The 26,784-nt window shown below is 65.8% G+C and carries 28 protein-coding genes; 14 read left to right on the forward strand and 14 right to left on the reverse strand.

The features are described 5' to 3' along the window. Window positions 1-29: 29 nt before the first annotated feature. The 8 genes from cynS to F467_RS0107305 form a co-directional block, all read right to left on the reverse strand. Window positions 30-476 carry a cyanase gene (gene cynS / locus F467_RS0107270; protein WP_018139112.1) on the reverse strand — a complete coding sequence of 149 codons (447 nt, stop codon included), beginning with the start codon at window positions 474-476 and terminating at the stop codon, window positions 30-32. A 39-nt stretch (window positions 477-515) separates the two neighbouring features. Beyond that, window positions 516-1,430 carry an ABC transporter ATP-binding protein gene (locus tag F467_RS0107275; RefSeq protein WP_018139111.1) on the reverse strand — a complete coding sequence of 305 codons (915 nt, stop codon included), beginning with the start codon at window positions 1,428-1,430 and terminating at the stop codon, window positions 516-518. A 30-nt stretch (window positions 1,431-1,460) separates the two neighbouring features. Then, window positions 1,461-2,306: a nitrate ABC transporter permease gene (ntrB, locus tag F467_RS0107280; protein ID WP_018139110.1), complete on the reverse strand. Its 846-nt coding sequence runs from the start codon at window positions 2,304-2,306 to the stop codon at window positions 1,461-1,463. A 3-nt stretch (window positions 2,307-2,309) separates the two neighbouring features. Beyond that, window positions 2,310-3,770 (reverse strand): ABC transporter substrate-binding protein, encoded by a 1,461-nt coding sequence (locus F467_RS0107285; RefSeq protein WP_018139109.1) that lies wholly within the window; start codon window positions 3,768-3,770, stop codon window positions 2,310-2,312. A gap of 190 nt (window positions 3,771-3,960) precedes the next feature. Then, window positions 3,961-5,601, reverse strand: a complete 1,641-nt coding sequence (locus F467_RS0107290) for a sigma-54-dependent Fis family transcriptional regulator (RefSeq protein WP_018139108.1) — start codon at window positions 5,599-5,601, stop codon at window positions 3,961-3,963. Window positions 5,602-5,744: 143 nt separating this feature from the next. Further along, a complete protein-coding gene (locus F467_RS0107295; RefSeq protein WP_018139107.1) occupies window positions 5,745-6,584 on the reverse strand; it encodes an ABC transporter permease in 840 nt (279 codons plus the stop codon). Then, complete coding sequence (locus F467_RS0107300) at window positions 6,581-7,864, reverse strand: ABC transporter substrate-binding protein (protein WP_018139106.1); 1,284 nt, start codon at window positions 7,862-7,864, stop codon at window positions 6,581-6,583. The genes F467_RS0107295 and F467_RS0107300 overlap by 4 nt, the downstream gene beginning before the upstream one ends. A gap of 59 nt (window positions 7,865-7,923) precedes the next feature. Continuing rightward, entirely contained in the window at window positions 7,924-8,748 is an 825-nt protein-coding gene (locus F467_RS0107305; RefSeq protein ID WP_018139105.1) for an ABC transporter ATP-binding protein, read from the reverse strand. A gap of 435 nt (window positions 8,749-9,183) precedes the next feature. Here F467_RS0107305 and F467_RS0107310 point away from each other — a divergent pair, with 435 nt between their 5' ends. From F467_RS0107310 to F467_RS0107335, 6 genes are all read left to right on the forward strand, one after another. Further along, window positions 9,184-9,732, forward strand: coding sequence for an OsmC family protein (locus F467_RS0107310; RefSeq protein WP_012982379.1), 549 nt, complete (start codon window positions 9,184-9,186; stop codon window positions 9,730-9,732). Between the two features lie 33 nt (window positions 9,733-9,765). Beyond that, on the forward strand, window positions 9,766-10,905 hold the full coding sequence (locus F467_RS0107315; protein ID WP_018139104.1) for an acyl-CoA dehydrogenase family protein: 1,140 nt from the start codon (window positions 9,766-9,768) through the stop codon (window positions 10,903-10,905). Window positions 10,906-10,972: 67 nt separating this feature from the next. Beyond that, window positions 10,973-11,353 carry a DUF302 domain-containing protein gene (locus tag F467_RS0107320; RefSeq protein ID WP_018139103.1) on the forward strand — a complete coding sequence of 127 codons (381 nt, stop codon included), beginning with the start codon at window positions 10,973-10,975 and terminating at the stop codon, window positions 11,351-11,353. Next, entirely contained in the window at window positions 11,353-12,783 is a 1,431-nt protein-coding gene (locus F467_RS0107325) for an FAD-dependent oxidoreductase (RefSeq protein ID WP_018139102.1), read from the forward strand. Before F467_RS0107320 ends, F467_RS0107325 begins: the two co-directional genes overlap by 1 nt. A 132-nt stretch (window positions 12,784-12,915) precedes the next feature. Continuing rightward, entirely contained in the window at window positions 12,916-13,542 is a 627-nt protein-coding gene (locus F467_RS0107330) for a hypothetical protein (RefSeq protein WP_018139101.1), read from the forward strand. A gap of 26 nt (window positions 13,543-13,568) precedes the next feature. Continuing rightward, a complete protein-coding gene (locus F467_RS0107335; protein WP_018139100.1) occupies window positions 13,569-13,883 on the forward strand; it encodes a DUF2007 domain-containing protein in 315 nt (104 codons plus the stop codon). A gap of 35 nt (window positions 13,884-13,918) precedes the next feature. On the opposite strand, the gene F467_RS0107340 is transcribed toward F467_RS0107335, so the two are convergent. Further along, window positions 13,919-14,704, reverse strand: a complete 786-nt coding sequence (locus tag F467_RS0107340) for a lytic transglycosylase domain-containing protein (RefSeq protein WP_018139099.1) — start codon at window positions 14,702-14,704, stop codon at window positions 13,919-13,921. A 60-nt stretch (window positions 14,705-14,764) separates the two neighbouring features. Between F467_RS0107340 and F467_RS0107345 the strand changes: the two genes are divergently transcribed. Genes F467_RS0107345 through F467_RS13670 form a run of 3 tightly spaced genes read left to right on the forward strand, consistent with a single transcriptional unit; the run spans window position 14,765 to window position 16,486 of the window. Next, on the forward strand, window positions 14,765-15,571 hold the full coding sequence (locus F467_RS0107345; protein WP_018139098.1) for a biotin--[acetyl-CoA-carboxylase] ligase: 807 nt from the start codon (window positions 14,765-14,767) through the stop codon (window positions 15,569-15,571). Further along, window positions 15,564-16,313, forward strand: coding sequence for a type III pantothenate kinase (locus F467_RS0107350; RefSeq protein ID WP_018139097.1), 750 nt, complete (start codon window positions 15,564-15,566; stop codon window positions 16,311-16,313). The genes F467_RS0107345 and F467_RS0107350 overlap by 8 nt, the downstream gene beginning before the upstream one ends. Then, window positions 16,310-16,486, forward strand: coding sequence for a hypothetical protein (locus F467_RS13670; RefSeq protein WP_155987369.1), 177 nt, complete (start codon window positions 16,310-16,312; stop codon window positions 16,484-16,486). Before F467_RS0107350 ends, F467_RS13670 begins: the two co-directional genes overlap by 4 nt. A 1-nt stretch (window position 16,487) precedes the next feature. Here the strand turns inward: F467_RS13670 and F467_RS0107360 are convergent, their stop codons facing one another. Continuing rightward, window positions 16,488-18,098: a DUF255 domain-containing protein gene (locus F467_RS0107360; protein ID WP_018139095.1), complete on the reverse strand. Its 1,611-nt coding sequence runs from the start codon at window positions 18,096-18,098 to the stop codon at window positions 16,488-16,490. Between the two features lie 167 nt (window positions 18,099-18,265). Here F467_RS0107360 and F467_RS0107365 point away from each other — a divergent pair, with 167 nt between their 5' ends. From F467_RS0107365 to F467_RS0107380, 4 genes are all read left to right on the forward strand, one after another. Next, the gene (locus tag F467_RS0107365) at window positions 18,266-19,213 is read left to right on the forward strand and encodes a hypothetical protein (RefSeq protein WP_018649379.1); all 948 of its coding nucleotides are present in this window, start codon (window positions 18,266-18,268) and stop codon (window positions 19,211-19,213) included. A 100-nt stretch (window positions 19,214-19,313) separates the two neighbouring features. Then, window positions 19,314-20,409, forward strand: a protein-coding gene (prfB, locus tag F467_RS0107370) for a peptide chain release factor 2 (protein WP_155987368.1) whose coding sequence is annotated in 2 segments (ribosomal slippage) — window positions 19,314-19,385 and window positions 19,387-20,409 — 1,095 coding nt in all. Because the reading frame shifts where the segments join, the coding sequence is not laid out codon by codon here. A 24-nt stretch (window positions 20,410-20,433) separates the two neighbouring features. After that, window positions 20,434-21,924 (forward strand): lysine--tRNA ligase, encoded by a 1,491-nt coding sequence (gene lysS / locus F467_RS0107375; protein WP_018139092.1) that lies wholly within the window; start codon window positions 20,434-20,436, stop codon window positions 21,922-21,924. 111 nt (window positions 21,925-22,035) lie between these two features. Beyond that, complete coding sequence (locus F467_RS0107380; RefSeq protein WP_018139091.1) at window positions 22,036-23,181, forward strand: PQQ-dependent sugar dehydrogenase; 1,146 nt, start codon at window positions 22,036-22,038, stop codon at window positions 23,179-23,181. An 80-nt stretch (window positions 23,182-23,261) separates the two neighbouring features. Here the strand turns inward: F467_RS0107380 and F467_RS0107385 are convergent, their stop codons facing one another. Beyond that, a complete protein-coding gene (locus F467_RS0107385) occupies window positions 23,262-23,765 on the reverse strand; it encodes a heme-binding protein (RefSeq protein WP_018139090.1) in 504 nt (167 codons plus the stop codon). 212 nt (window positions 23,766-23,977) lie between these two features. Between F467_RS0107385 and F467_RS0107390 the strand changes: the two genes are divergently transcribed. Continuing rightward, window positions 23,978-25,021: an acyltransferase family protein gene (locus F467_RS0107390; protein WP_018139089.1), complete on the forward strand. Its 1,044-nt coding sequence runs from the start codon at window positions 23,978-23,980 to the stop codon at window positions 25,019-25,021. Here the strand turns inward: F467_RS0107390 and F467_RS0107395 are convergent, their stop codons facing one another. The 3 genes from F467_RS0107395 to F467_RS0107405 all read right to left on the reverse strand — a co-directional run bounded on the left by F467_RS0107395 (window position 25,022) and on the right by F467_RS0107405 (window position 26,413). Beyond that, window positions 25,022-25,756, reverse strand: coding sequence for a hypothetical protein (locus F467_RS0107395; protein WP_018139088.1), 735 nt, complete (start codon window positions 25,754-25,756; stop codon window positions 25,022-25,024). Window positions 25,757-25,895: 139 nt separating this feature from the next. Next, window positions 25,896-26,099, reverse strand: coding sequence for a DUF2892 domain-containing protein (locus tag F467_RS0107400; protein ID WP_012982402.1), 204 nt, complete (start codon window positions 26,097-26,099; stop codon window positions 25,896-25,898). Window positions 26,100-26,209: 110 nt separating this feature from the next. After that, on the reverse strand, window positions 26,210-26,413 hold the full coding sequence (locus tag F467_RS0107405) for a DUF2892 domain-containing protein (RefSeq protein ID WP_018139087.1): 204 nt from the start codon (window positions 26,411-26,413) through the stop codon (window positions 26,210-26,212). Window positions 26,414-26,784: the final 371 nt, after the last annotated feature.

A 26,784-nucleotide genomic window follows, 5' to 3' on the forward strand; every position in this document is an offset into this window, starting at 1 on the left:
ACGGGTCGGCGGCAGGGCGCACGGGCGGACTACCAGCTCTTGTAGGGCAGGAATTTTCCGTTCCAGGTGATCTTGACGCGGTCGCCCTTCGGGTCCTCGACCTTGTCGATATCCATGGTGAAGTCGATCGCGCTCATGATGCCGTCGCCGAACTTCTCGTGGATCAGCGCCTTCATGGTGTCGCCATAGACGTTGATCGCCTCGTAGAAGCGGTAGAGCACCGGGTCTGTCGGGATGGTCTTGTCCCAGTGCTTGTGCGGGAAGGCCTGCAGCGCCTGGGCAACCTCGGGCCCGAGGCCGAGGAAGCTCGCCAGTTTCTCGGCCTGGTCCGCCTCGAGGTGATTCATGCCGTAGCAGGCAGAGGTCACGTAGACCTCGTGCAGCCCGGTGGCGGCGGCGATCGCGGCCCAGGTGCTACCGCGGTTCTCCTTGGCCTCGAGGATGGTGGTGGTCATGGCGGTCTTGCTGAGACTCATCGGGTAAGTCCTCTTGGTCGTGTTAGTGGATAAGGGTGTTCAAACGGCCCGGATCGCGGCCCGCTCCTGCGGCGCGGCGGACTCCGAGGGCTTCGCCGGATTGACATGGCGTGGCTCGTGGCGCGGATCCATACCCTGAGCGGCTTCCTGCTGGGCCTCCAGGGACATGTCCTTCGCGCGGTGTACGAGGAAGTCCACCAGGTGATTGCGGATCTTGTAGTAGTGCTCGTGCTGGTGGAGCGTGGCGCGCTCGCGGGGACGCGGGATGTCGATCTTCACCGACTCCGCGACCTTGGCGTGCGGGCCGTTGGTCATCAGCAGCACGCGGTCGGCCAGCAGGATGGCCTCGTCGACGTCATGCGTGATCATGAATACCGTCTGGTGGGTCTCCTGCCAGATCTTCAGCAGCTCCTCCTGGATCACGCCGCGGGTCAGGGCATCGAGTGCCCCGAACGGCTCGTCCATCAGCAGCAGCTTCGGCTCGATCGCAAAGGCGCGGGCGATGCCGACGCGCTGGCGCATGCCGCCGGAGAGCTGCGACGGCTTGCGGTCCATCGCGTGATCCAGCCCGACCATCTTCAGATAACGCTCGGCATGTTCCAGACGCTTCTGCTTGCTCCAGTTGGGCCAGCGGGCGCGCACCGCGAACATTACGTTGTCGCGCGCCGACAGCCAGGGCAGAAGGCTGTGGTTCTGGAAGATCACGCCCTGATCGAGGCTCGGACCCTTGATCTCCTTGTTGTCCATGATCACGTTGCCGTCGGTGGGCGAGGCCAGGCCGGCGAGCACGTTCAGGATGGTGGATTTGCCGCAGCCGGAGTGGCCGATCAGGCAGACGAACTCGCCTTTCTGGATCTCCAGATCCACCCCCTCGAAGACCGTCATCAGGTCGTCCGAGTCGGGCTGCGGGAAGCGTTGGCTCAGATTCTCGATTTCGAGGAAGCCCTTGCTCATGGTTGTACTCCTGGTTGGGCTGCGCCGACGCTAGTCGGCGTAGCGCACGAGTTTGGTGGCCTGGGCGAGGCTGAGATCCAGCAGGAACCCGATGATGCCGATCATCACGATCGCGAAGATCACGCTGGCCAGGTCGAGGTTGTTCCACTGGTTCCAGATGTAGTAGCCAATGCCGGTGCCGCCCACGAGCATCTCGGCGGCCACAATCACGAGCCAGGCGATGCCGATGGAGATGCGCATCCCGGTCAGGATGGTCGGGGCCGCGGCGGGCAGGATTACGGTGAACGCCGTGCGCACCTTGGACAGCTCGTGGGTCTTGGCCACGTTCAGCCAGTCATTGCGCACCGATGCGACGCCGTAGGCCGTGTTCACCAGCATGGGCCAGATCGAACAGATGAAGATCACGAAGATCGCCGAGATGTTCGAGTCACGGATCACGAACAGGGCCAGCGGCATCCAGGCCAGGGGCGATATGGGCTTGAGCACCTGGATGAACGGGTCAAAGGCCTTGTTCAACAGCGGCGACATGCCGATCACGAAGCCGAACGGAACGGCGATCAGTGCGGCCAGGAAGAAGCCCAGCAGGACGCGGTAGATCGAGTACCCCAGCTGGATGCCGATGCCCTTGTCGTTCGGGCCGGCATCGTAGAAGGGGTTGCTCAGCTCGGAAACGGCGTGGCTGATCACCTCGGACGGTGCGGGGATGCCGCTGGAGCCGCGTTGCCCGCCGCCCCCGGTCAGCATTTCGTACTCGCTGAGTTCTTCCTCCTGGATCATCAGGACCTCCGGGGCGGTGGCCAACTGCCACACGCCCAGGAAGAACAGCAGGATCACAACCGAAAGTACTCCGGCTCGAAAGTTGAGATTGCTCAACATGGCTTAGCTCCTGCGCATTTCGAAGCTTTCGAGATAGCCTTCCGGGTCGGTGTAGTCGAACACCTTCCCCATGATCTCGAAGTTCTTGTAAGTGTCGCTCGGCGGTTCGTAGCCCAGCTCTTTCATCACCTCGGCACACTCGCTGGCGAGGAAGACATCCTCGGCGAGCCGGTTGTAGTCGAAGTCGCGACTCACATAGCCCCAGCGCTTCATCTGCGTGAGGATCCAGGTGGCCATCGAATGCCAGGGGAACGGGTCGAAGTCGATCCGGTGCGGGTCGTCCTGCACGTTGCCCAGGCCGTCGGCGTAGCGGCCGGTCAGGACCTGGCGCACCACCGGCTCCGGCTGGTTCAGATAGGCACGGGGCGAAATGACCTTGGCGATCTCGGCCCGGTTCTCGATGTCGGACGAGTACTGGGTGGCATCGATCAGCGAGCGGAACAGTGCCCCGAAGGTGTTCGGGTGTTCCTCGGCCCAGGCCGCGGAGCAGGCGAAGGCGCAGCAGGGATGACCGTCCCAAATCTCTTTGGTCAGCATGTGAATGAAGCCGATCTCGTCCCAGACCGCGCGCTGGTTGAACGGGTCGGGGGCCAAGTAGCCATCGATGTTCTCGGCGCGCAGGTTGGCGACCATCTCCGGCGGCGGGATCACGCGAATGCTGATGTCCTGATCCGGGTCCAGGCCGTGTTCCGCGACCAGGTAGCGCAGCAGGAAGTTGTGCATCGAATACTCGAACGGTACCGCGAAGCGGAAGCCCTTCCAGTCCTTGGGATCGCGCTTGTCTTTGTGCTTGTTGTGCAGCGTGATTGCCTGGCCGTTGATGTTCTCGATCGCCGGCATGATGAAATGCTCGCGACTGGAGGAACTGGTGCCCAGCGTCAGCGAGAGCGGCATCGGCGAGAGCATGTGCGAGGCGTCGTATTCACCCGAGAGGGACATGTCGCGCGCGACCGCCCAGCCCGCCGTGTTGATCACGTCGACATCCAGGCCATAGCGCTCGTAGAAGCCCATCGGGTGGGCCATGATGATCGGCGTGGCGCAGGTGATCGGCACGAAGCCGATGCGCAGCTTGGTCTTCTCCAGCGGCCCGCCGTCCTTGATCGCGGCCTTCACCTTGTCCAGCGGCATGACCGAACCCAGCGCCGCGGCCAGGGTGCCGCCACCCAGCATCTGCAGGAAACGCCGACGATTGATCTCGTTGTGGCCGAACATGCCGCGCACTACCGCGCTCTCGACCGCGCGGTCGATCAGGGCCTCTTCGTCCAGCGTGTCCTGGGCCTTGTGCTCCGCATGGTGCGGCTCGGTCGTGGCGAATTCGCCGTTGTCCATTCGGCGTTCGAGGTTGGGGTCGGCCGTGTCGAAGCAGCTGCACTGACCTGGGCCGTGGTGGCCGTGGCGGCAGGCGCTGTCGTGGCGCAGGTCCGAATTGGCGTCAAACGGGTCGCTTAGGCTCTTGGTCGGCATGGCGATGTTCTCCTGGGTGGACGGATTCAAAACGGGGCGGTTGCGCCGCCCATGCCCAAGGGGTTGCAGAAGCCATGCCAAGAAGGGAAATGACGATTTGTGGGGAGGCGGCGGGGAGGTGTCTGGCGACACTTGGTCGACACTCTGGACAGAGTGGACAAAGTGTCCCTATTAAACGGCTTGATCGCTTCTAAGTGACTTCTATGCCGAGTTTTTTCAGGCGGTAGCGTAGCTGGCGCGGGGTCAGCCCCAGGCCGAGTGCGGCCCGCGTCTTGTTGCCGCTGGATTCCTCGATGGCGCGCAGCAGACGCTCGGCCTCGGATGCATGGACACGCTGGTAGGGACGCACCACGCTGGTGCGCTGTGCGTCATCGTTGGGCGCCAGGGGTGCGGGATTGACCGCTGGCGGGGCAGCCGCCTCGGCGGGGGTTCGAGTGGGCTCGTGGGGGCTGATGCGCGATTCCTCGTGCAGGATCTCGTCGATCAGTGCCGTCGTGATGCGGCCGTCGCTGGAGAGTAGAACGGCGCGTTCCAGCACGTTCTCCAGTTGACGGATGTTGCCCGGCCAGTCGAAGGCCTCAAGCCGTTCCAGCACGCGTTCGTCCAGCACCACGTTCCAGCCGTGCAGATGGGTGAAGCGGTCGAGGAAGTGCCGTGTCAGCAGGCGGATGTCGCTGGCACGGTCGCGCAGGGCGGGCATGTGGAGCGGGATCACGTTCAGACGGTAGAACAGGTCGAGCCGGAATTCGCCCGCGTTGACGGCCGCCTGCAAGTTCTTGTGGGTGGCGGCCACGATGCGCACGTCCACCGGGATGTCACGATTGCCCCCGATAGGCTGGACCACGCGCTCCTGCAGCACGCGCAGGATCTTCGACTGCAACGCCTCCGGCATGTCGCCGATTTCGTCGAGGAACAGCGTGCCGCCGTCGGCCAGCGCGATCTTCCCGGTCTTGGCGCTGCTGGCACCGGTGAATGCCCCCTTTTCGTGGCCGAACAGCTCCGACTCCAGCAGGTCGGCCGGGATGGCCGCGCAGTTAAGCGATATGAAAGGGCGGGCGTTGCGCTGGCTGATCCGGTGGATCATGCGCGCGACCTTCTCCTTCCCCGTCCCCGAGTCCCCTGTGATCAGGACCGTGGCCTGGGTATCCGCAATGCGGTGGACCTGCTTGAGCACATGCTTGAGGGCGGGGCTCTCGCCGAGGATGCCGTACTGCCCGCCCTGGGTATCCAGCGCGCTTTTGAGGTAACGGTTTTCCGATACCAGTTCGGCGGTGCGCTCGGCGATCAGCTGATTAATGCGCAGGACCTGGCCGATCATGCTGGCGATCACGCGCAGCACGTTCAGGTCGTCCTGGAACTGGCGCGAGCGTCGGCGCAGGCGGTGCACGCCGAGTACACCGATCGCGTGTTCGTCTTGCACGATGGGTACGGCGATATAGGCGACCGTCTCCTGCGGCAGGGTGGCGCGGTCGATCGCGCGGGCCAGGTACTCCGGCTCGTTGTCGATATCCTGGATCAGCGCGATCTGGCTGGTCTTCATCACGCGCCCGGTCACACCCTCGCCGAGGCTGTAGCGACCCCGTTCGCGCTCGGCATCGGTGAGCCCGTAGGCATGGCGGATACGGAGCTTGCCGGTGTCCGGGTCCGGCAGCAGTACGCGGCCCCGGTTCAGCCCCAGCAATTGCGACATCATCCCGAGGATGCGGTAGATCGCGGCGTCGGGATCGCCCGAACGGCCCATCAGCTTGGCCACCTCCAGCAACAGGGTGATCTCCTGTTCGCGGGTGGCCAGGTCGGGTGCAGCCGGTTCGGAAAGCGAGTGCAGTGCCATGGCTGGGTATATGCAGAAAGCCTGCCAGCCCGTATTTCCTGTCATAAGGCGGGCTGGCAGGCGGTTTTGTGGTCCGTTGTGGTGCCGTCTGCCTCGCCGCGGGGCGTGTATTGCACCGCGGCGAGGCTTGCGACTTGCTAAATCTAGCTCTCGGCGTGGTAGCTGCTGCGCTTGATCAGGCGCACGCAGATCGCGTCGAGCATGTAGCCGATGATGCCGATCACCAGCACGAAGGCTGCGAGCTTGTCGTACTCCAGCGTGTCGCGGGCATCGTTGATCGCATAGCCCAGCCCGGAGGTGACACCGAGGTACTCGGCGGGAACCAGCACGATCCAGGCCACACCTACCGCCAGGCGGATGCCGGCAAACACATCCTGGGCGATCGCGGGCATCACGATGTAGCGCAGGGTGTGGATCGGGTTGGCCCCGAGGTTGGAGCCCACCTTCAGCCACATCGGGTCGATGCGCTGGACGCCATGGGCCGTGGCATAGGTGATCGGCCAAATCGCGGCGATCGCGATCAGGAAGATGATCGCCCCGTCCCAGGTGGCGAAGGCCAGCACCGCAATCGGCATCCAGGCCAGCGGCGAGATCATGCGCAGGAACTGGAATGGCACATGGGTGATCTGCTTCAGCGTCAGGAAGTAGCCGATCATCACGCCCATCGGCACGCCGATCGCGATGGCATAGAACAGGCCCCAGCCCACGCGGTACAGGCTGGACTCGATCGGTTTCCAGACGTTGCCGGAGCTGACCAGGTCCCAGAACGCCGTGAGAGTCGGGCCGGGGGCAAAGCTGGCGAACGCCATCGTGTCCTCGTTATTGGCGATCAGCCAGCCGCCCCACCACCACAGGGCGAAAAGCCCGGCGATGCCCACCGCCGGGTATTGCACCCGGCGCCGGACCTGATCCGCCAGCCGCAGGAACGGGATCATCCGTTCCAGGGCCGGGTTCAGCTCGTTCATCGTGGCTTCGCGGTTCATAGCGCGATCACCTCCTCGCGCTCGAACGGCGAATCGAGGTTTACGCCGGGCGCGCCGTGCCAGGCGGTGTGCTTCTCCATTGCCTTCTTGACGAACTCGTAGTTCACCAGGTCCTCGGTCACGAAATCGGGATCCAGGTCCTGGAGGAAGGTGGTGTCGCCACCGACCAGCGTCTCGTTCATCGCGCTGACCAGATACTTGGTCGCGGACGGATAGGGCCAGGGCGAGAAGTCGATGCGACCGTTGCCCCAGTCGGCGTTGCGGATCGCGCCGCTGTCGGTGTAGGTGGAGTCGTTGGTGTAGTTGGTCATGGCCCGCTCGACGACACCGGCTGGCATTGGCAGGTAGCCCTTGCCGTCACGCGAGAGCAGGGTGGCGACCGCCTTCTTGTCCTCCTGGATGGTGCCCTGGGCGCGGACCACGGCGTTCATGACCTTCTGCGTCCATTCCGGCTCGCGGTTGGTCAGGCGTTCGTTCATGCAGATCACGCAACAGGGGTGATTCTTCCAGATGTCGCCGGTAAAGCGCAGCAGGTTGCCGTGGGCCAGCATCTCGCCTGCCGCGTTGAAGGGCTCGGCCACGATAAAGGCATCGATAGAGCGCGCGGCCAGGGCCGGCGGCATATCCGGCGGCGGCATCAGCATCAGGTTGACCTCGTGCGACTCCAGCGCCGCCCCCTGGTCGCGGATCACCGGGGTCAGACCGGCGTCGCGCAGGGCCATCTGCATCACCACGTTGTGCATCGAGTACCAGTAGGGCACGGCAACGCTCTTGCCGCCCAGATCCGAGAAGTCATTGACCTCTACGTGGCGCCCGGTGACCACGGCCGATCCGTTGATATGGGCCCAGGACATGATCTTGACCGGGAAATCGTTCTGATAGCGCATCCACAGGGGGATGGGCTTCAAAAGATGCACGAGGTTGAAGCGGTTGGCCGCGAAGGACTCGATCAGCGGCGACCAGCCCCGGATCAGCGTCGGATCGGCGACCTCCAGGCCCTCGTCCTCGAAATAGCCCTCGGAGTGGGCCACCAGCAGCGCGGCGGCATCGGTGATCGGGATGTAGCCGATCCGCACCACGCCGTCGAAGTCACGGGTGATCCCTTCGGGCTCTTCCAGGCCATCCGGCTCGGCGCCGAACAGCGACCCCGGCAGGGCGAGACCGGTGCCGGCCAGGCCGCCGACGGCGGCGGTGCGCAGGAAGTTGCGTCGCGAGAAATTGGTCGACAGCAGCTGGTCGAGCTCGCGGTCGATGTCGTGGTGGTGGTCGCAGTTGCACATGACGTTGGTTCCTTTTTAGGCGATGACGGGGACGACGGGTATCGGTTGGTTGCGGGTATTCAGGCCGCGCGGATTCGCGCCTGACGACGGCTGGATTCGCTTTCGGATTCAGCGCGGGGTTGCACCCCGGAGCCGCCCGGGTGGCGAGTGGCGCCGAAGAACTCCATGAGCTCGCTCTTGAGATCCACGAACTGATGGCTGGCTCGATCACGGGGGTAGGGGAGTTCCACCTTCAGCTCGGCGGTGATCGTGCCGGGGTTGGAGCCCATGACCAGCACGCGGTCGGCCATTGCGACGGCCTCGTCGATGTCGTGGGTGACAAACACCACCGAGATGCCGCGTTCACGTGCCAGGCGCGTGACCTCGTCCTGCAGGGCAACACGGGTGAAGGCGTCCAGTGCGGAGAACGGCTCGTCCAGCAGCAGCAGTTCCGGGTCCGTCGCCAGGCTGCGGGCCAGCGCGACGCGCTGTTGCTGCCCCCCTGAGAGCGACTGCACGTTGACCTCGGCCTTGTCCGCCAGGCCCACCGTGTCCAGGAGCTGATCGATGCGCTCCTTCAGACCTTTCCGGCGACCCTGGAAAATCAGCCCCAGAGAGGCGTTCTTGCGCACGGTCATCCAGGGGTACAGCGAAGGCTTCTGAAACATCATGTTCCAGCGCGGGCTGGGCTTGATGACCTGCTGGCCGTTGATGCGCACGCAGCCGTCGCTGGGCAGCAGAAGCCCGGCGAGCATATGCAGCAGGGTGGATTTGCCACAGCCACTCTGGCCGATCAGGGCGACGGTCTCGCCCGGCGCGACGGTGACCTCGATGTCCTTCAGGGTCGGATCTTCCTGACCCGGATAGTGGTGGGTGATGTAGTCGATGGAGATGGCGGCGCCCATGGCATTTCCCTCGTAAGCCTGCGTTCATGTGCCGCCCGGTGGACGGCGCGTTCACAGGTGTCCTTACAAGGGGCGTGCCAAACCTCGCGGTGTGATCGCCCGAGGATTCCCGGGCCCTCCGATAAACGGCGACGTGGAGCCGTTCCGCAGGTCTTGAATCACGGCGGGGGTGGGGCATCTGTGGGTGTCGAACGGCCCGGGGCGTCCGGCGTGTCGCGGACAAAGACGACAAAGTGTCCGGCTTGGGCGACAAAGCGGACAAATCGTCCGGCCCGGATGGTTGGTCAATTTGTCGTGTTCAGGTGGAAATCGCTTCATGAAGCCGTTTTTCGGTGGTTGGCACAGCTTCTGCACTGCGATGGTCGACCCGGCGCGATCCGGGATGGTCACCACAGCCGGTGGCCCTGACCGCCAACCATCGAGAGGAGCTACACCATGTCCACTGCCGAAGCCACCACCACCCTGTCCATGAACGCGCTGGAGCCGATCGACCAGAACGGTCTCAACGATCTGGCTGCCAAGGGCAAGGCCAATCCGGAAAGCATCGTCACTCTGAAGGCCACCACGGTCTGCGAGGGCAAGTTCCGCAACCTGACCTACGTGCGCGATCTGGATGCGCATGTGATCGACGAGCCGCCGCACCTGCTGGGTGACGACACCGCCCCCAACCCCTCCGAGGCGGTACTGGCCAGCCTGGGCGCCTGTCTTTCGGTCGGCATGCACGCCAACGCCATCGACCGCGGCATCACGCTGACCAAGCTGGAACTGACGCTGGAGGGCGACATCAACGTGACCGCCGTGTGGGGTGTGGGCGATACCGACGTCAACAAGCGCCTCGGCTTCACCGATATCCGCGTGAAGGCGCACCTGGAGGGAGATGCCAGCGAGGAGCAACTGAAAGAGCTGGTGGCCCATGCCGACTTCTGGTCGCCCGTGGCCAACACCATGCGCAACCCGGTTGGTGTCAGCGTCGAGCTGGCCTGAACCACCTGCCATCCCGAACGGGAGAGAGAACCCATGTTGCAGACCCGTACTGACGAACAGACGGGGGTGTCGCCGGCCGCAGGGCCGGCGGACGCCGATGCCCCGCTGAAGGCGCTGGTGGAACGCGAACTCGCGCCGCTAACCGCCCGCATCGATCGCGAGGGCGTCTACCCCGAGAATTTCCTGCGCGAGGCGGGTCGCCTCGGCGCATTCAATCGACACCTGGCCAGCCAGAACGCGACCGGTACGACGGACATTGCCGGCGCGATCCGCGCGACCGAGGTGATTTCGGCCGAGTGTATGACCACAGGCTTTGTGGCCTGGTGCCAGAACGCCTGCGCCTGGTACGCGGAGAACAGTGACTCCGACGTGCTCAAGCGCGAGGCCCTGCCGAAGCTCGCCAATGCCGAGGCGCTGGGCGCGACCGCTCTGTCCAATCCGATGAAGTGGTTCGCCAACATCGAGGAGTTGAAGCTGAATGCCGAGCGCGTCGATGGCGGCTATATCGTCTCCGGCGCGCTGCCCTGGGTGTCCAACCTGGGCGAGGACCATTATTTCGGCGCGATCTTCCGTACCACTGATGCCAACCCGCGTCCGTTGATGGCGCTGATCAACTGTGCCGATCCCGGTTTCAGCCTGACGGCCTGCCCCGAGTTCACCGCGCTGGAGGGCTCGCGCACCTTCGGTTGCCACTTCGACCGGGTGTTCGTGCCGGATGCCCATATCCTTGCGGACCCTCTGCCGGAGTACATCCGCCGCATTCGCCCCGGTTTTGTGCTGCTGCAGATGGGCATGGGGCTGGGCCTGATCGATGGCTGCATCGAGACCATGCGCGAGTCCAACGAGACCCTCGCGCACGTGAATGGCTATCTGGATGACCAGGTCGGCGAGCTGGAGGAGGCCCTGGCGGATGCCCGCAGTGCCTGTTACGCGCTGTCGGAGACACCGTTCGATGACTCCGAGCGCTTCTTTGCCGATGTGCTGCAGATGCGACTGACGGGCTCCGAGCTGTCGCTGCGCGCCTCGCAGTCGGCCCTGCTGCACTGCGGCGCGCGGGGCTACAAGGCGGACGCGGCGGCCCAGCGCAAGCTGCGCGAGTCGTACTTCGTCGCGATTGTGACGCCCGCGATCAAGCACCTGCGCAAGGAGCTTGCGCGGATCCACGCGCACTGAACCGGTGCCCTCGAACCCGCGTGGCCCCGGTGAAGCCGGGACCGCGCCCCGAATGCAAGGAATCCCCATGTTGGAAATCACCACCCGACTGGACCCCGAGACCGCCGTGGAACGGCTGAAGCAGGCGATCGAAGCCCAGGGACTGAAGCTGGTCTCGCACATCAATGGCCAGGCCAATGCGGCAAAGATCGGGGTCGAGGTCCCTACCGACCAGATCCTCGAGGTCTTTCACCCGAGCTACGCGGTGCGCGTGTGGCAGGCCTGCAAGGGCGCCGGAATCGATATCCCGCTGCGCATCCATGTATCGGATGAGGGCGATGCCCTGTGCATACGCACGCGCTCGGCGCGGGAGGTATTCAAGCCCTGGGCGAGCCCTGAGCTCGACACCATCGGTGCGGAGCTGGATCCGAAGCTGCAGGCGATTCTGGACACTCTGGAGGCCGCGTGATGACTACCGAAACCGACGACTACAAGCGCTATATCTGCAAGGTCTGCGGCTATATCTACGACGAGGCGAAGGGTGATCCCGACTCCGGCCTCGCGCCGGGCACCCGCTTCGAGGACATCCCCGAGGACTGGTACTGCCCGGACTGTAACGTGACCAAGGCGGACTTCAGTCCCTTCGAGCCGCGGGCCGAGTCCACCGACGCGGTCTCCGCCGCAAGCGCCTGGAGTGGCCCGCGCGGCGACGACCCCGACGCGGTCGTGATCGTGGGTGCCGGCATGGCCGGCTGGGCCCTGGCCGAGCGCCTGCGGGAGCAGGACCCGCGCCGCACCATCCGCATGATTACCGCGGACAGTGGCGACTATTACACCAAGCCGCGGCTGTCGAACGCGTTTGGCCGCGAGACCGCGCTCGACGAACTGGTCGAGGAGGGCGGGCAGCAGCGCGCGGGGCGTCTGGGTGTGGAGCTGATGCCGTTTCTGCGCGTGCTGGGCATCGATCGCGACCGCCAGCGTGTGATCACGGCCCGGGGGGGTATCCCCTATGGCCAGCTGGTGCTGGCCACCGGTGCCCGGCCGCGCCGCATCGAGTTTCCGGGGGACGCGCCGGCCCCGCTGGCCGTGAACACCCTGGATGACTACTGTCTGCTGCGCGAGGCACTGGAAGCGCCGGGAAAGAGCCCGGCCGAGACGCCGGTGGCCATCATTGGGGCGGGTCTGGTGGGTTGCGAGCTGGCCGATGACCTGGCCAGGGGAGGTTTCCCGGTCACGCTGATCGAATGCGCCGCACAACCACTCGCGGGGCTGTTGCCGTTGCCCATGAGCCGGGACCTCGCCGCAGCCCTGGAGAAGAGTGGTGTCGATTTGCGGCTGGATGCCAATATCGTTGGCCTGAACAAGGGAGGGCCGGGGACGACCATCGAGCTGCAGGACGGCGAACCGGTCCAGGCGGCGGTGGTGCTGTCCGCACTGGGGCTTGAGGGTCAGAACGACATCGCCCGGGCGGCTGGTCTGGACTGCGGCCTCGGGGTCCGCGTGAATGCACAACTGGCGACCTCCGATGCGGCGATCTTTGCCCTCGGCGACGGCTGCGAGTTTGCCGGCCGGTTGCGCCCGTACGTGGAGACGCTGCGCGACCAGGCGGCGGTGCTGGCTCGAACCCTCGGTGGCGACGTGACGGAGTATGTGCCCGGACCCGGTACGGTCCAGGTGAAGACCACAAGCCTGCCCCTGAATGTCTGTCCGCCGCGCGACGTCGCTCGAGGCGCTTGGGTCGAGACTGAATCCACTCCCTCCGGTCGCCAGCTGGAGTTCCATGCCGACGGTGTGCTGGCCGGGTTCGCGGTGTCAGGGTCCCTGGCGCGGCGCGCGGCCGACCTGGAGGCCCGGCTGGGACAACCCGTGGGTGCCGAGCGGCCGCGCATGGCCAGCTAACAGGTGAGATGGCCGTTGGCGGCAAGGCCCCGGCCGGCGTGGAAGAACCGAGTGCTGTACGGGGTGTTCGTTATACTGGGGCGCTGATGCATTTACGCGATGGCCGTTCCATCGTCGGCAGGAGAGAACGCCTTGGCCAGTTTTACGATCACCTTGCATGCCCGCGCGGCGGACGAGCCCGAAATTCAGCGCGTGTCCGTGACTGCGGGCGAGGACGAAGAGCTGCCGGAGTACGGCCAGGTCTGGGTATGGGACATCCTCTACGCCCAGCAGCTGTTTGCCCTAGGCGAGACGCAGACGGCTCAGCAGCTGAAGGAGGCCCTGGAGCTGTGGGCCGTGAATATGTCCAGCAAGGTATTCCAGCCGCATGGCCACATCCTGGCGAAGGGCTACCTGGACCTGTCGGAAGACCTGAAGCTGATCAGCGGTGAAGAGGAACGCCCGGTCGCGGCTGACGGTGATCGCGAGATCGTCGTGACCGTGACCGGTCAGGCCGGCCAGCTGCCGGATGTCGCGGTCAGCCCGGAGGCGCTCGAGGCCGAGGAGCGCAAGAACCTCGTGCTGGGCCTGGGGCAGTTTTTCAATTTCGACAACCCGATGTTTGCGCGCGAGCTGCCGATCCATGTGCTCGCGATGCGCAAGTATCACGCCGACGTCCATGAGCCGCACACCCGCGAGGCCCTCGACGAGGCCCCGTTCTATGCCATCCAGAAGGCGATGGAATACTTCCAGGCAGCCAACCAGGGCACGGTGCAATAGGACGTACTGACTGCTAGGGTCGGGTCATGCGTACCGTTTACACCGCTGCCGACCCGGTGATGGCCGGGTTCATCGAGAATCTCCTGAAGGAGGCCGGCATCCCCGCTTATGTCGCCCAGGCCGGGCTTTATGGCGCCGCCGGCGAGATCCCGCCGACCGAGTGCTGGGGGCGGGTGATGGTGGTGCACGAGGCCCAGGCCGAGCAGGCCCGCGAGCTGATCGTGGAGTACCTGGAAGGCGAGCCGGAGCACGACGGGAAGGAATGGAAGTGCTCGCGTTGCGGCGAGCGGATCGAGCCGCAGTTCACCCAGTGCTGGAACTGCGGGCGCGAGCGGCGCTGATTCTCCACCACTAGTCCGCTACGCAGGGCGTCTTTCTAGCGAATCCCGTTACCCGAGCCGTACTGGGCCCGTACCCGCTGGATGTAGGTCTGGGTTTCGGGGAAGGGCGGTACGCCGCCATGACGCTCCACCGCCCCGGGGCCCGCGTTGTAAGCGGCCAGGGCCAGGTCCAGATCCCCGTCGAAACGCTGCAGCATCTCGGCCAGGTAGCGCGTGCCGCCATGGATGTTCTGGGCTGGGTCGAAGCGGTCGGTCACGCCCAGGTCGGCGGCGGTGGCCGGCATCAGCTGCATCAGGCCGTGCGCACCCACCCGCGAGACGGCCTCGGGGTCGAAGCAGGACTCGACGTGAATCACGGACTGTACCAGGGCCGGGTCGACACCGTTGTGACCCGCGGCGGCGCGGATCAGCTCGGCGAACTCGCCACCGCCGCTGGCCAGGGCCTGGCGGGCCCGTTCGCCGCAGCGCGCCCGGGCTGTCGGGCGGCCGTAGGTGGCGATCAGGTTCATGTTGGCGTTTTGGCTCCGCTGGTTGGTGACCAGACGCTGGCCGTCCGGGCCCTCGAACACGAAGATCTCGCTGGGCGACCAGCTACCCCCTGAAGCCGTTCCGCTCTGGCTGGCAGAGGTGCCGGGACGCTGGGGCGAAGGCACGGTCTCGTACTCGATGCCCTCGGGGCGCTGGTCCGTAATCACGCGGGCACCCGTGGCGTCGTAGTAGGTGTAAAGGTCGGCCTGGGCGGGCAAGGCGAGGACGCCGGCGGCCAGCAGCAACGCCGGCAGTCCGCCCGCGAAACGCTTACCATATGCACGATTGCGCAACCGAATCCCCCCCTTGTCGCCCACGTCCGAATGAACGCTCCCCAGACGACCGATCCCATTATGGCGCCGGAAACTGCGCAACTGGAAGGGCTGCTGCGCGAGGCCCTGGCGGGAACCGCGCTGGAACCGCCGCTGGTGGAGGTGCTGGAACGGGTGGATTCCACCAATGCACGACTGCTCGACCCCGCGCAGATGCATGCCGGCCCCAGGGTGTGTCTGGCGCGCGAGCAGCTGGCTGGGCGGGGGCGACGAGGCCGGGCCTGGGTGGCGCCCCCGGATGCCGGCCTGGCCCTCTCGCTCTCCTGGCCGATTGCCGCCAACCAGCCGGTGCCTGCGGCCTATCCGGTCGGGGTGGGGATCGGGGTCATCCGCGCGCTGGAGGCGCTCGGTGTGGAAGGCCCGGGTCTCAAGTGGCCGAACGACCTGGTGGTAGGCGCTGCGAAGCTGGGCGGTATCCTGGTCGAGCAGCGGCTTCCCCGGCCGGATCGGCCCGGGCGCCTGGTGGTGGGGGTCGGGCTCAATCGCCGGGGTTCCGGAGCGCTCGGCCTGGATCGCGAGGTGACCGACCTGGAAGCCCTGTCAGACGGGCAGGGGCCCGACTGGCTGGCGCTGGCGGCCGAGGTGACAGGCTGGCAGATGCGCCTGCATTCGCTGCTGATGGCACAGGGGCTGGCGGCGCTGGCGGACGATCTCGACCGCCTCGATGTGCTGGCCGGACGCCCCATCCAGGTACCGGATACGGGCCTGTCGGGCATTGCCCGGGGCATTTGCCTGGATTCGGGGCGTCTGCGCGTCGAGGATGAGGCGGGCGTCCTGCATCATCTCGACGCAGGAGAAGTATCCATCCGGAGGGCTGGGCATGCCTGACTGCGCGCTGATCGACATCGGCAGTACCCGAATCAAGTGGCAGCGCCGCGACGCGGCCGGTCATGTGCTGGACGAGGGCACAAGCCTCGCGATTGATGATTGTGCTCAGGCGCTGAAAGACGCTGGTCTGGCGATCTGGGCCGCCCGTGTCGGCAGCCCGGAGCGCCAGGCGGCGCTGGAAGACGCGGTGGGGGCGGCGGTACCCATCCACTGGGTGGGAACGCACGGGGGCGGGCGCTATGGCGTGCGCAGTGATTATGCCGAAGGCCAGCTGGGTGTGGATCGCTTCTGTGCACTGGTGGCGGCCCGGGCGGAAGGGCCGGGGCCCTGCGTGCTGGTGGATGCGGGAACCGCGATTACGGTCGACCTGCTGGATGCCGAGGGTCGGCATCGGGGCGGGTACTTGCTGCCGGGGCGACAGCTGGGCTGGGATTCGCTGCAGGCCCGGCTGGCCGACCGCGTCGCTCCGCGCGATCCGGGTGGCTGGCCCGCGACCCTCGACTCGACACCGGGGCTTGGTAGCGAACAGGGCCTGGAGCGCGGACTGACGCTGGGTCTCTCCGGCGCGGTCGATCGCCTGATCGTCGAGGCCCGCACCCACCTGGGCAATGACACCGTCTGCTGGCTACACGGTGGGGATGCATCCTGGCTTGCCGGGCAGCTCACCGAATTCGTCACTCTGCGCGAGAACCTCGTGCTGGAAGGCCTGTGGCAGATTGCACGCGCGGAGGGGGGCTCGTGATGCGCTGGTTCGTCGTTCTGTTGCTGCTGGCGAATCTTGCCCTGTTTGGCTGGAGCTGGCAGCAGGGGCACTGGAACGGCGAGCCTTACGCCGACGTGCCCCCACCGGAGCGGGGTACGCAGATGCTCGACGAGGGAGATGTGCGGATTCACCCGCTCGACGGGGGCGACTAGGTCAGTCGTCCAGTCCCGGGATGCCGGCGCGCAGGGCCTGGAAGCCGATGGCCACGTCGTCGGGATCGGCGCCGGGTTCGATGTGCAGCCGCGCGCGAACCTTCTCCGGATCGATGTGGGATTCTTCTACGATCTCTTCCGGCAGACGGTGCAGCCACCAGGCCAGTGCAGCCTGACTGCGCGTCTCTGACCACGGTTCAAGGTCCGATCCGACACGCTCGGCGTGCGCCTCCAGCTCCTCGTCAAAGAACGGTTTCAGGCGGTCCAGCGCGGCGACCGGATCGGGCAGATCGGGCTTCTCGCCCTCCAGCGCCTCGATCGCGCGGGCCAATTCGAGGCGGGCGATCTCCGGCCAGATCTGTGCGGGCAGGTATCCCTCCATCGCCGGGCGCCCGTCGGCGGTGATGCCGTGCAGGAAGCCGGCCTCTGTGCCCAGGTACCGGTCCAGGGCCTGCATGGCCTCGCGCGCCCAGTCGAGGGTGTCCTCGTCCTCCATGACCCGGGCCATGTTGGCCAGGGCGGCAATCGCCTGGCCGGAGCTGTCCGCATAGGTGTTGCGGTCCACCCGCGGGGGATCGGTCTCCAGCCGTTCTTCCGGGTCGAGCTGGTAGTAGTCGCGATCCGCATACTGGCTATTGCCGAAGCGCGACTGAGCCTCGTCCCAGAGCTGGTCGCGCAGATAGTCGCGAATACCGCGGGCGAATTCGGCGTGATGTTCCTTGCCGAAGCGCTCGTAGGCCTCGGCATACAGCCAGAGGAACGCGGCGTTCTGGTCCAGTCGTTTGGAGGTTTCGAGGGCCAGGACCGGATCGCGTTGATCCCAGTCGTGGAAAAAGAAGAATCCTCCCTCCACTCCGTCGTACAGGTCGGCGGCGATCTGGTCGAGCATGGCGGGCATGCGGTCTTCCCAGTCCGCCTCGTCGAGCAGGAAGCGATAGGTCCAGGGCTGCGGGCGTTTGCTCAGCGTGCCGAAGGCCGCGCTGCCGCTCAGGCGGTGGCCGGAGCGGTCGTAGACCTCGTCGAGCATCTCGCGGAAGCGGTCGAGGTCATTGATCGCGGCGTCGTCCGGCGTGATCTCGCGGCCGGTGACCGAGAACATGTCCCGCTGGGCCTCCAGGATGCCCTGCAGGTCGCGTGGATTAACATGCCCGGTAAAGCGGGTGAGCATCTCGTCCTCGTGGTTCACGATCACCACAAACGGCAGACCCCGACCACCGTAGCGGCGGAACAGGTCGGCGCGCTCGTCGAGGTCGACCAGGACCGGGATGTAGTGCTGATCGATGGTGTCGACGACGTCGGGGTTCTCCAGCGACTCGTCCTGGAAGTCGCGGCACCAGGTGCACCACTGCCCGTGAAAGTAGAAGAAGATCGGCCGTTCGAGCTCCTTCGACTCCTCGAACAGTTCGCTGTCCCAGGACTGCCAGTCGATCTGGGAGCCTTCCGGGTAGTCATCCACCTCGAAACCGTTGTCGGGCCCGTTATCCGGGGCCTCGGCGGGTCCGGCCGCGCCTTGAGCACCAACAATGCCCGCAAGGCCCAGCAGAACAAGGCCCAGGACGGGACTGGTCCACCCGCCGATGGTGGCGACTGCAAAAAATTTGTGCTCGTCCATGGCGCACCTGGAGATTTGGGCTGCTTACTACGGTAGACCACAATCAAGGGGTTGCCGTTCCTCGGGAGACATCCGCCTCGGTGGTAGCATGGCCGTGGATCAAGCCACGGGGGGATCGAGATGCGCCTTTGCAGGGGAGGGACGGCCGCGACGAGGGGAGACCCGAGATGGCGAGGGTGACGCTTCTGCTGCCCGGATTGTTTCGGCGTGCCGAGGCGGCCTTGCCGAAGGACGGCGAGGATCCCCCGGGAATCCGGCATCTGGCGCGCTGGCTGGGCCGAGCACGCCCGCTGGTAGCTGCGCCGGCGGATGCCCGGGAGGGCTGGGAGGTCCAGCTCGCGCGGCGGCTGGGCTTCGAGCAGCCGGTCTCGGGATCGCGCCTGTGGCTGGCCTGGCCCGTGCGGCTGACGCCCGGGATGAAGGACCTGGTCGCGGATCCGGTCTTCGAGGTCCACCGGGAAGAGCGCGAGGCGCTGTGGGAGGCCGCGCGTCCGGATCTGGAAGCGGCGGGGGCCACGCTGCGGCTGTCGTCGGCTGGGCTGTGGCTCCTGGAAATGGAGGGCGAGGGGGATGGAGCGGGCGAGCCGCCCTCAGCGGGCTGGGGTCGCTCGATGAGCCGGGGTGCGATGGACAGTGACGTCGCGCGCCGTCTGCAGGTCCTAAACAACGCCCTGCAGATGACCTGGTTCCAGCATCCGGTGAACCAGGCGCGCGAGCAATCCGGGCGCGAGCCCGTTCACGGGCTGTGGTTCTGGTCACCGGGGCGTCCAGAGGGCGCCACGGCCGTGCGCGCGGTCTGTGGCGGTGGGCCTGTCGCGCACTTTCTGGCGGACTGGACGGCGCTTGATTGGAATCCGGATCCGGCCGCCGCGGCGGAGGCGGTGCGCGATACCGTCGTGGTACTGGATGCCCTGGCAGGCGCGCGCGATCTCGAACGCCATGCGGAGGTGATGCAGTCCCTGGCCGATGACGTCGTACGGCCTCTGCTGCCTCTGCTTCGGAAGGGACACCTGGAGGCGCTGGAGTTTCACGATCCGCTTGCGCGCTCGGAGCCGCCCAGGGTGCTGGAACGCCGGGACAGCCTGGCCTTCTGGCGGCGCGCGCGAGTCCTCTGACGCACCCCGTCCGGTTGGACCCGAGTGCGCCAGACGCCGGGTCAGGGGTGTTATACTGCGCGGCTTTTCTGCCCACCCGCACACCGGAAATCGACGCATCATGGAACTGAATCCGCTGTATACCCAGATTGATGACCTGAAAGGCCGCCTGGAAGGCCTTAGGGGGTATCTTTGACTACCCGGTCAAGGAAGAACGCCTAGAAGAGGTCCAGCGCGAACTGGAAAACCCGGACATCTGGAACGACCCGGATCGTGCGCAGGCGCTGGGCAAGGAACGCGCCCAGCTCGAGAACATCGTCGTCAACATCCGCGAGATCGGCACGCAGCTGGCCGACAGCCGTGACTTGCTGGAGATGGCCGAGGCCGATGACGATGCCGAGACGGCAGCGGCGGTGGAGGCCGACGTCGCGGCCCTGACCGCGCGGGTCGAGGCACTGGAGTTCCGGCGCATGTTCTCCGGCGAGATGGACGAGGCCAACGCCTATCTCGACATCCAGGCCGGCTCCGGCGGCACCGAGGCCCAGGACTGGGCCAACATCCTGTTGCGCATGTACCTGCGCTGGGCCGAGAACCACGGCTTCAAGACCGAGATCATCGAGCTCTCCGAGGGCGATGTCGCCGGTATCAAGAGTGCGACTGTGCGTATCGAGGGCGAATACGCCTTTGGCTGGCTGCGCACCGAGACCGGCGTGCACCGCCTGGTGCGCAAGTCGCCGTTCGACTCGGGCAATCGCCGGCACACCTCGTTCGCGTCGGTGTTCGCCTCGCCGGAGGTGGACGACAGCTTCGAGATCGAGATCAACCCGGCCGATCTGCGCGTGGATACCTACCGCGCCTCCGGGGCCGGTGGGCAGCACGTCAACCGGACTGAGTCGGCCATCCGCATTACCCACGAGCCCTCCGGCATCGTGGTGGCCTGCCAGAACGACCGCTCGCAGCACAAGAACCGCGACACGGCGATGAAGCAGCTGAAGGCCAAGCTCTACGAGATGGAGATCCAGAAGCGCAACGCCGAGAAGCAGGCGGCCGAGGACGCCAAGTCCGATATCGGCTGGGGCAGCCAGATCCGTTCGTATGTGCTCGACCAGTCGCGGATCAAGGACCTGCGCACCAGCGTGGAGGTCGGCAACACCCAGGCCGTGCTCGACGGCGACCTGGATCAGTTCATCGAAGCCAGCCTTAAGAGTGGGCTGTAACGCTTTCTTTTACCGGGATTCCCGATGACCGATATTACCGACGAGAACAAGCTGATCGCCCAGCGTCGCGCCAAGCTGAACGAGCTGCGCGAGGCCGGCCCGGCCTTCCCCAACGACTTCCGCCGCGATGCCCTGGCGGCCGATCTGCACGCCGCGCATGACGACACCGAAGGCGAGGCGCTGGAGGGGCAGGGGATCCGCGTGACCGTGGCCGGGCGCATGATCGGCAAGCGCGTGATGGGCAAGGCGAGTTTTGTCCGCCTGCGCGACCAGTCCGGGGATATCCAGCTGTTCGCCCAGCGTGACAGCCTGCCGGAGGGTGCCTACGCGGCCTTCAAGCACTGGGACCTGGGCGATATCGTCGGCGGGCAGGGCACGCTGTTCAAGACCAAGACCGGCGAGCTGACGGTCCAGTTGGACGAGCTGCGCCTGCTGACCAAGAGCCTGCGCCCGCTACCGGAGAAGTTCCACGGCCTGACCGACCAGGAACAGCGCTACCGCCAGCGCTACGTGGACCTGATCACCAGCCCGGACAGCCGCGAGCTGTTCCGCACCCGCACCCGGATCGTGCGCTACATCCGCGAGTACTTCGAACGCGAGGACTTCATCGAGGTGGAGACCCCGATGATGCAGGTGATCCCGGGCGGCGCGACCGCGCGGCCGTTCGCCACGCACCACAATGCGCTGGACATGCCGCTGTATCTGCGTATCGCGCCGGAGCTGTATCTGAAGCGCCTGGTCGTCGGCGGCTTCGAGAAGGTCTTCGAGATCAACCGCAATTTCCGCAACGAGGGGCTGTCCACCCGGCACAACCCCGAGTTCACCATGCTCGAGTTCTACGAGGCCTTCGTCGACTACCACGCGCTGATGGACCGCACCGAGACGCTGCTGCGCGGGCTGTGCGAGAACGTGCTGGGCACGACCACCATCGAGTACCAGGGCGAGACCTACGATTTCGGTCAGCCGTTCACGCGCATGACGGTGCGCGAGGCGATCCTCGAGCACAACCCGGAGATCACCAGCGAGGACCTGGCCGATATCGACAAGGTACGCGCCCACTGCGAGCGCCTGGAGATCCCGATCAAGGCGAGCTTCGGCCTCGGCAAGCTGTGGACCGAAATCTTCGAGTACACCGCCGAGAACAAACTGCGTCACCCGACCTTCATCACCGCCTATCCGACCGAGGTCTCGCCGCTGGCGCGGCGCAACGACGAAGACCCGTTCGTGACCGACCGCTTCGAGCTGTTTGTCGGCGGGCGCGAGATCGCCAACGGCTTCTCCGAGCTCAACGACCCCGAGGACCAGGCCGAGCGCTTCCAGGCCCAGGTCGCGGAGAAGGACGCCGGCGACGACGAGGCGATGCACTATGACGCCGACTACATCCGCGCCCTGGAATACGGCCTGCCACCCACGGCCGGCGAGGGCATCGGCATCGACCGCCTGGTGATGCTGCTGACCAACAGCGCCTCCATCCGCGATGTGCTGCTGTTCCCGCACCTGCGCCCGGAGGCCTGAAGCCGCCCTTTCTCCGCCGAGACCGTGCCGACGGGCAAGCCGATTGCGGGAACACCGGGAAACCCTGTCGGTCGCATGGTTGTGGTTTCACGGAAAGAACGGGAGGTTGTCATGGCGAATTACGGCCCTGTCTGGCGCAGTCTGGTTGGTACTGCGGCCGCCACGGCGCTGCTGGCCGGTGGTGCCCAGGCCGGCGAGACGGTCGAGTCCGGCATCAGCACCGAATACGAGCAGTTCGACCTGGTGCGGGTTGCGGGCGATCTGGAACACCCGTGGTCGGTGGCGTTCCTGCCCGGTGGAGGCTATCTGGTCACCGAGCGTACCGGCGCGCTGAAGCACATCCGCAGGAACGGCGAGGTCCGCGAGGTGGCGGGTGTGCCGGATGTGGTGGCCCGCGACCAGGGCGGGCTGCTGGATGTGTCCCTTCACCCGGACTTCCGTGACAACGGCTGGGTATACCTGACCTATTCCTCTGGTGACGAAGATCAGTCCTACACTGCGATGGGCCGTGGCCTGTTGGAGGATGGCGAGCTGCACGACTTCGAGAAGCTCTTCGAGCAGGATCGCGGGGGCAGCAATCATGGCCACTTCGGTTCTCGCCTCGCCTGGCTCGCCGACGGCACCCTGCTGATGACTATCGGCGACCGCCGCCAGGAGGAGCCGGCCCAGGACCTGTCCAGCCACACCGGCAAGCTGCTGCGCCTGACCGAGGATGGCGAGGCCCCGGCCGACAACCCGTTTGCCGACCGTGACGACGCCCAGCCGCACATCTATTCTTACGGCCTGCGCAACTCGCAGGGGCTGGTGGTCGATCCCGCCGATGACACGATCTGGCTGACCGATCATGGTCCACGCGGCGGGGACGAGCTCAATCGGATGGAGGCTGGCGGTAACTACGGCTGGCCGGGTGTCACACGTGGACGTGAATATCCGACGGAGCGCCCGTTTGGAGATGCCCGTGAATCGGACGATGTGATTTCCCCGATTTACGAGTTCCTGCCTACGCTGGCGCCCTCCGGGCTGGCGCTGATCACCTCGGATCGCTTCGAGGCCTGGGAGGGTAATCTGCTGGCCGGCGGCCTGCGCGCCGAGCGTATCCTGCGCATCGTGATCGAGGACGACGAAGTTGTGCACATGGAGGAGCTGCTGCATGGCAAGATCGGGCGCATCCGTGATGTGCGCGAGGGCCCGAACGGGCATATCTACGTGCTGACAGACGAGTCCGACGGCGGGCTGTACCGGATGGAGGCCCGCTAGCACCACCGGTCCTGGCTGCTACCAAGGTCCGGACAGTAGAAGGCCCTTCCCGAGCGGGAAGGGCCTTGTTCGTTGCAGGGCTAGAACAGGTCGTCGGCAATGGCCTCGATGCCCGCCTCGGCACACTCGTGGTCGACTTCACCACTGGGGGCGCCGGAGACGCCGATGCCGCCGATGATGCTCCCGTTATCGGTGATCTGCACACCGCCGCCCAGGATGGTGACATTGGGGAGGTGCTGAATGCCGTAACCGGCTTCGCCCGGCATCGTCATTTCGCGCAGTTCCAGGGTATCGGTACGGAAGCTGACCGCCGTCCAGGCCTTGGATACGGCGGTATCGACGGTATGAGCCCCGGCGAAGCGGTCGCGTTTGACGGCCTGGGTTACGCCGTGACGATCCACGACGGCCACCGCGACCTGGGTATCGCGATCACGACAGGCCTCCATGGCCGCCTCGACCGCCTTGACGGCGAGTTCGGGGAGGAGCGTCGGAGTGTTAAAGGTGCCCTCGCTGCTTTGCGCCGGGCTTGCGGCGAATACGAGGGCGCCGGCGAGGAACAGGGGGGTGAGCTTGGTCATGCGCATGGGAGCGACTCCTTTGTTTGGATCCCATCTGTTATCTAGTCATTGCTCGGGCGTTTCGCAATCCGGTGGAATACGAACGTGATCGGCGAAACGCTCGTCTGACGGGTGACCTCTCGGCGCGTATCGGGCACGGTCGGGTGGTGAGAACGAGGCGCCACAAGTGTTTGGGAGATTGGGTGGGCTTGAGTAACGCCACGGAAGCCCGGCGACGGATGGAAGGGGTCGATGCGGCCCGTGCGCTGGCCATGATCGGCATGCTGATGGTGCATGTGGGGCCCACTCGTCTCGATTCGGTTGCAGGGCAGTGGTACGCGCTACCGCATGGGCGGGCCTCGGTGTTGTTCATGCTGGTGGCCGGGGTCGGAATCTCGTTCCTGGCGGCCTCGCGGCGTGTCGCGGCCGAGGGCCTGGCCGGGCAACTCCTCTGGCGTGCCTTGCTGCTGTTTCCATTGGGTCTGGCCCTGCAGGCGATGCAGAGCGAACTGAACGTGATCCTGCAGACCTATGCCCTGTTTTTCGTACTCTCCATCGGGCTGGTGCGGTTACGCACCACGGTGCTCTTCCTGGTGGGCCTGTTCGCTCTGGTGCTGGGGCCACCGCTGTACCTATATGGCCAGATGCTGGACCCCGATACCTTCCAGCGGGTCGGTATCGGGCCGGACAACCCGCCCGGTGTAATGCTGCACGCCCTCCTGTTCTCGGGCCCGTACCCGCTGATCACCTGGATCGTGCCGTTTGTGGTGGGGCTGTGGCTGGGCCGCTGCGATCTGCGCAGCGATGCGCTGCGTTTGCGGATGCTGCTGGTGGGTGCCGCCGTTGCAGGGGTGGCCTGGGCGCTGCATGTCGCCCTCTTTGCGTGGTGGGGCGAGCCAGGCGGAGGTCTGCGCTGGGCCGATCTCGCCGACATGAAGGCCCACAGCCAACGTCCGCTATGGCTGTTGAATGCGACCGGGGTGGCGGTAGCCGTGCTTGCCGTGTGCCTGGTGGCGGCGGATCGCCTCGGGCGTGCGCTGTGGCCGCTGGTCGCGACCGGCCAGCTGGCGTTGACCTTTTACGTGCTGCACCTGGTTGTGATCGCCCTGTGGCGCGACGACGTGGTCTTCAAGCAGGACGTTGGCCCCGCATTGGTGGTGGTCGCGGTATTCACCGGGCTGTTCATGCTGTTTGCGGTGGGCTGGCGCCGACTGTTCCGCAAGGGGCCCCTGGAAAGCCTGCTGGTCGTGCCGTGGGCATGGAGGCGCCCGACGAAGAGCTGATCAGGCCGATTGGCGAGCTTGCTGCGCGAGGCTGCGTGTGGCCTGGCGGAACACCGGGCGCAACGGCTTGTTGAGGAAGGTTCGCGCCCGGCTCGGGGCAATGCCCTGATGGTGACAGAACAGGGCCAGCGCGTAGACGAGATCGTCGCGCCCGAGCGATGCCTGGCGTTCCGCACTCGGGGCACTGCAGGAGCCACAACCACCGACCCGCACGTGAAAGGCCGTATTGGCGAGCATCACACCGAATCCCATCTGTGTGGCCAGCAGTTCGGCTACATGCCCCTCGTTGCCCTCCTGCGAGGGGGCAGGTTCTTCCGAGGTGGGGAGGAGCCTCAGCGCGATCTCGCGGGCAAAGTGCCCGATCAGGGCCTCGTTCTCGCCGACCAGCCGGGGATCGTAGGGAATCGGTATGGATTCGGGGCGGGGCGCATGGCCCCAGGAGCCCATCGGCACCGGGTTATCCAGGAGGTCATCCGGTTGCGCGAGCCGAAACGGGCCGTCGGCAAAGCCGGCATGGCTGCATACGGCGTCGAACACGATCTGCGCCATCCCGTGGCGGGTATCGGCCTGCCCGGGGAAATGCTCGCGAATCGGCAGAACGAGGTGGGCCTGACCGAGCGGCTGCGCCCAGACGGCCTGGCGCCGTGCCCAGAGCGTAACGGCGCGGACCCACTGGCGGGCCTCGGTGTCGGGTTCGGGGGCGCGCTGGAACAGACGCGGGATCAGCGAGAGCATCGTGGGAGGCTGGTTTGGGTGCCCCTCCATTGTGCGCCAGGGCGGGGCGTTTTGCAGGCCCTTAAGGAAACACTGTTCAGTGTTCCCTTAAAGCAAAAAGGCCCGGACCGAGCGGCCCGGGCCTTGCCATATTGCGGACCTAGTTGAAGGCCTCGCCGGGCTTGACGCCCATGGCCTTCAGGATCATGGCCAGCGGGCAGAAGCCGGTGAATGCCGACTGCAGCAGGTTGAAGCCGACGAACAGGGTCAGCAGCAGCCACCAGGGGCTGAACACCCAGGCCAGGATGGCACTGATGATGACGACGGTGCCGGCAAAGGCGAGGACAATGCGATCGATGCTCATGGGGGATTCTCCCGGGTTATCTATTAGACAACTCTAATATGTGCCCGCAGACACAGAAATACAAGGGCCCACTGGTCGGTGGGTCCGCACACGTGCCGGAACAGGTCGGTTCAGTGGAAGATCTCGCCGGGCTTCATGCCCAGGCTCTTCAGCACCATGGCCAGCGGGCAGAATCCGGTAAAGGCGGACTGGATCAGGTGGACGCCGATAAAGATCGTCAGCAGCAGCCACCATCCACTGGCGGCCCAGGTCAGCAGGGCACTGATCAGTACAACGATCCCGGCAAACACCAGGAAAAAGCGATCAAGCGTCATGGACGGTCCCTCCCTTGCGTCCGTTGTTTACCCAGTGATAGCACTGGCGCAGTCGCACGGCAAGGGAGGGGGAGCGCCAAGGGAAACACTGATCAATGTACACGCTCGCGTTGGTACCCCAGGTTTTCCGAGACAAGGCGCGTCGTGCAACGGGTAGTGGTTCTACCCGCAAGCGGCGCAACGCGGGATCGGGGAACCTGGGGTACCAACCCCACAATCCATTTAAAGCAGGGGCTCGGCCGCCCGTTGTTGATCAAAAACGGGCGCGCGCACGGCGTTGCGGCTCCCTTGTGCAGAATGACTGCACGGCAGTCACCGCGCCTTGTTCACACGTAAAAGCGACTCGAGCGCGAGCGTGTACATTGATCAGT

The sequence above is a fragment of the Thioalkalivibrio sp. ALJ12 genome, assembly GCF_000378305.1.
Lineage (GTDB): Bacteria > Pseudomonadota > Gammaproteobacteria > Ectothiorhodospirales > Ectothiorhodospiraceae > Thioalkalivibrio.

Coding starts and splice junctions, on each gene's coding strand:
- F467_RS0107285 (WP_018139109.1), bottom strand. CDS start 3,770: ATGCCGACCAAGAGCCTAAGCGACCCGTTTGACGCCAATTCGGACCTG.
- F467_RS0107405 (WP_018139087.1), bottom strand. CDS start 26,413: ATGACGCTTGATCGCTTTTTCCTGGTGTTTGCCGGGATCGTTGTACTG.
- F467_RS0107390 (WP_018139089.1), top strand. CDS start 23,978: ATGGAAGGGGTCGATGCGGCCCGTGCGCTGGCCATGATCGGCATGCTG.
- F467_RS0107320 (WP_018139103.1), top strand. CDS start 10,973: ATGTTGGAAATCACCACCCGACTGGACCCCGAGACCGCCGTGGAACGG.
- F467_RS0107275 (WP_018139111.1), bottom strand. CDS start 1,430: ATGAGCAAGGGCTTCCTCGAAATCGAGAATCTGAGCCAACGCTTCCCG.
- F467_RS0107350 (WP_018139097.1), top strand. CDS start 15,564: ATGCCTGACTGCGCGCTGATCGACATCGGCAGTACCCGAATCAAGTGG.
- F467_RS0107310 (WP_012982379.1), top strand. CDS start 9,184: ATGTCCACTGCCGAAGCCACCACCACCCTGTCCATGAACGCGCTGGAG.
- cynS (WP_018139112.1), bottom strand. CDS start 476: ATGAGTCTCAGCAAGACCGCCATGACCACCACCATCCTCGAGGCCAAG.
- F467_RS0107360 (WP_018139095.1), bottom strand. CDS start 18,098: ATGGACGAGCACAAATTTTTTGCAGTCGCCACCATCGGCGGGTGGACC.
- F467_RS0107300 (WP_018139106.1), bottom strand. CDS start 7,864: ATGTGCAACTGCGACCACCACCACGACATCGACCGCGAGCTCGACCAG.
- ntrB (WP_018139110.1), bottom strand. CDS start 2,306: ATGTTGAGCAATCTCAACTTTCGAGCCGGAGTACTTTCGGTTGTGATC.
- F467_RS0107335 (WP_018139100.1), top strand. CDS start 13,569: ATGCGTACCGTTTACACCGCTGCCGACCCGGTGATGGCCGGGTTCATC.
- F467_RS0107325 (WP_018139102.1), top strand. CDS start 11,353: ATGACTACCGAAACCGACGACTACAAGCGCTATATCTGCAAGGTCTGC.
- F467_RS0107400 (WP_012982402.1), bottom strand. CDS start 26,099: ATGAGCATCGATCGCATTGTCCTCGCCTTTGCCGGCACCGTCGTCATC.
- F467_RS0107305 (WP_018139105.1), bottom strand. CDS start 8,748: ATGGGCGCCGCCATCTCCATCGACTACATCACCCACCACTATCCGGGT.
- lysS (WP_018139092.1), top strand. CDS start 20,434: ATGACCGATATTACCGACGAGAACAAGCTGATCGCCCAGCGTCGCGCC.
- F467_RS0107380 (WP_018139091.1), top strand. CDS start 22,036: ATGGCGAATTACGGCCCTGTCTGGCGCAGTCTGGTTGGTACTGCGGCC.
- F467_RS0107395 (WP_018139088.1), bottom strand. CDS start 25,756: ATGCTCTCGCTGATCCCGCGTCTGTTCCAGCGCGCCCCCGAACCCGAC.
- F467_RS0107315 (WP_018139104.1), top strand. CDS start 9,766: ATGTTGCAGACCCGTACTGACGAACAGACGGGGGTGTCGCCGGCCGCA.
- F467_RS0107345 (WP_018139098.1), top strand. CDS start 14,765: ATGGCGCCGGAAACTGCGCAACTGGAAGGGCTGCTGCGCGAGGCCCTG.
- F467_RS0107385 (WP_018139090.1), bottom strand. CDS start 23,765: ATGCGCATGACCAAGCTCACCCCCCTGTTCCTCGCCGGCGCCCTCGTA.
- F467_RS0107295 (WP_018139107.1), bottom strand. CDS start 6,584: ATGAACCGCGAAGCCACGATGAACGAGCTGAACCCGGCCCTGGAACGG.
- F467_RS0107365 (WP_018649379.1), top strand. CDS start 18,266: ATGGCGAGGGTGACGCTTCTGCTGCCCGGATTGTTTCGGCGTGCCGAG.
- F467_RS0107290 (WP_018139108.1), bottom strand. CDS start 5,601: ATGGCACTGCACTCGCTTTCCGAACCGGCTGCACCCGACCTGGCCACC.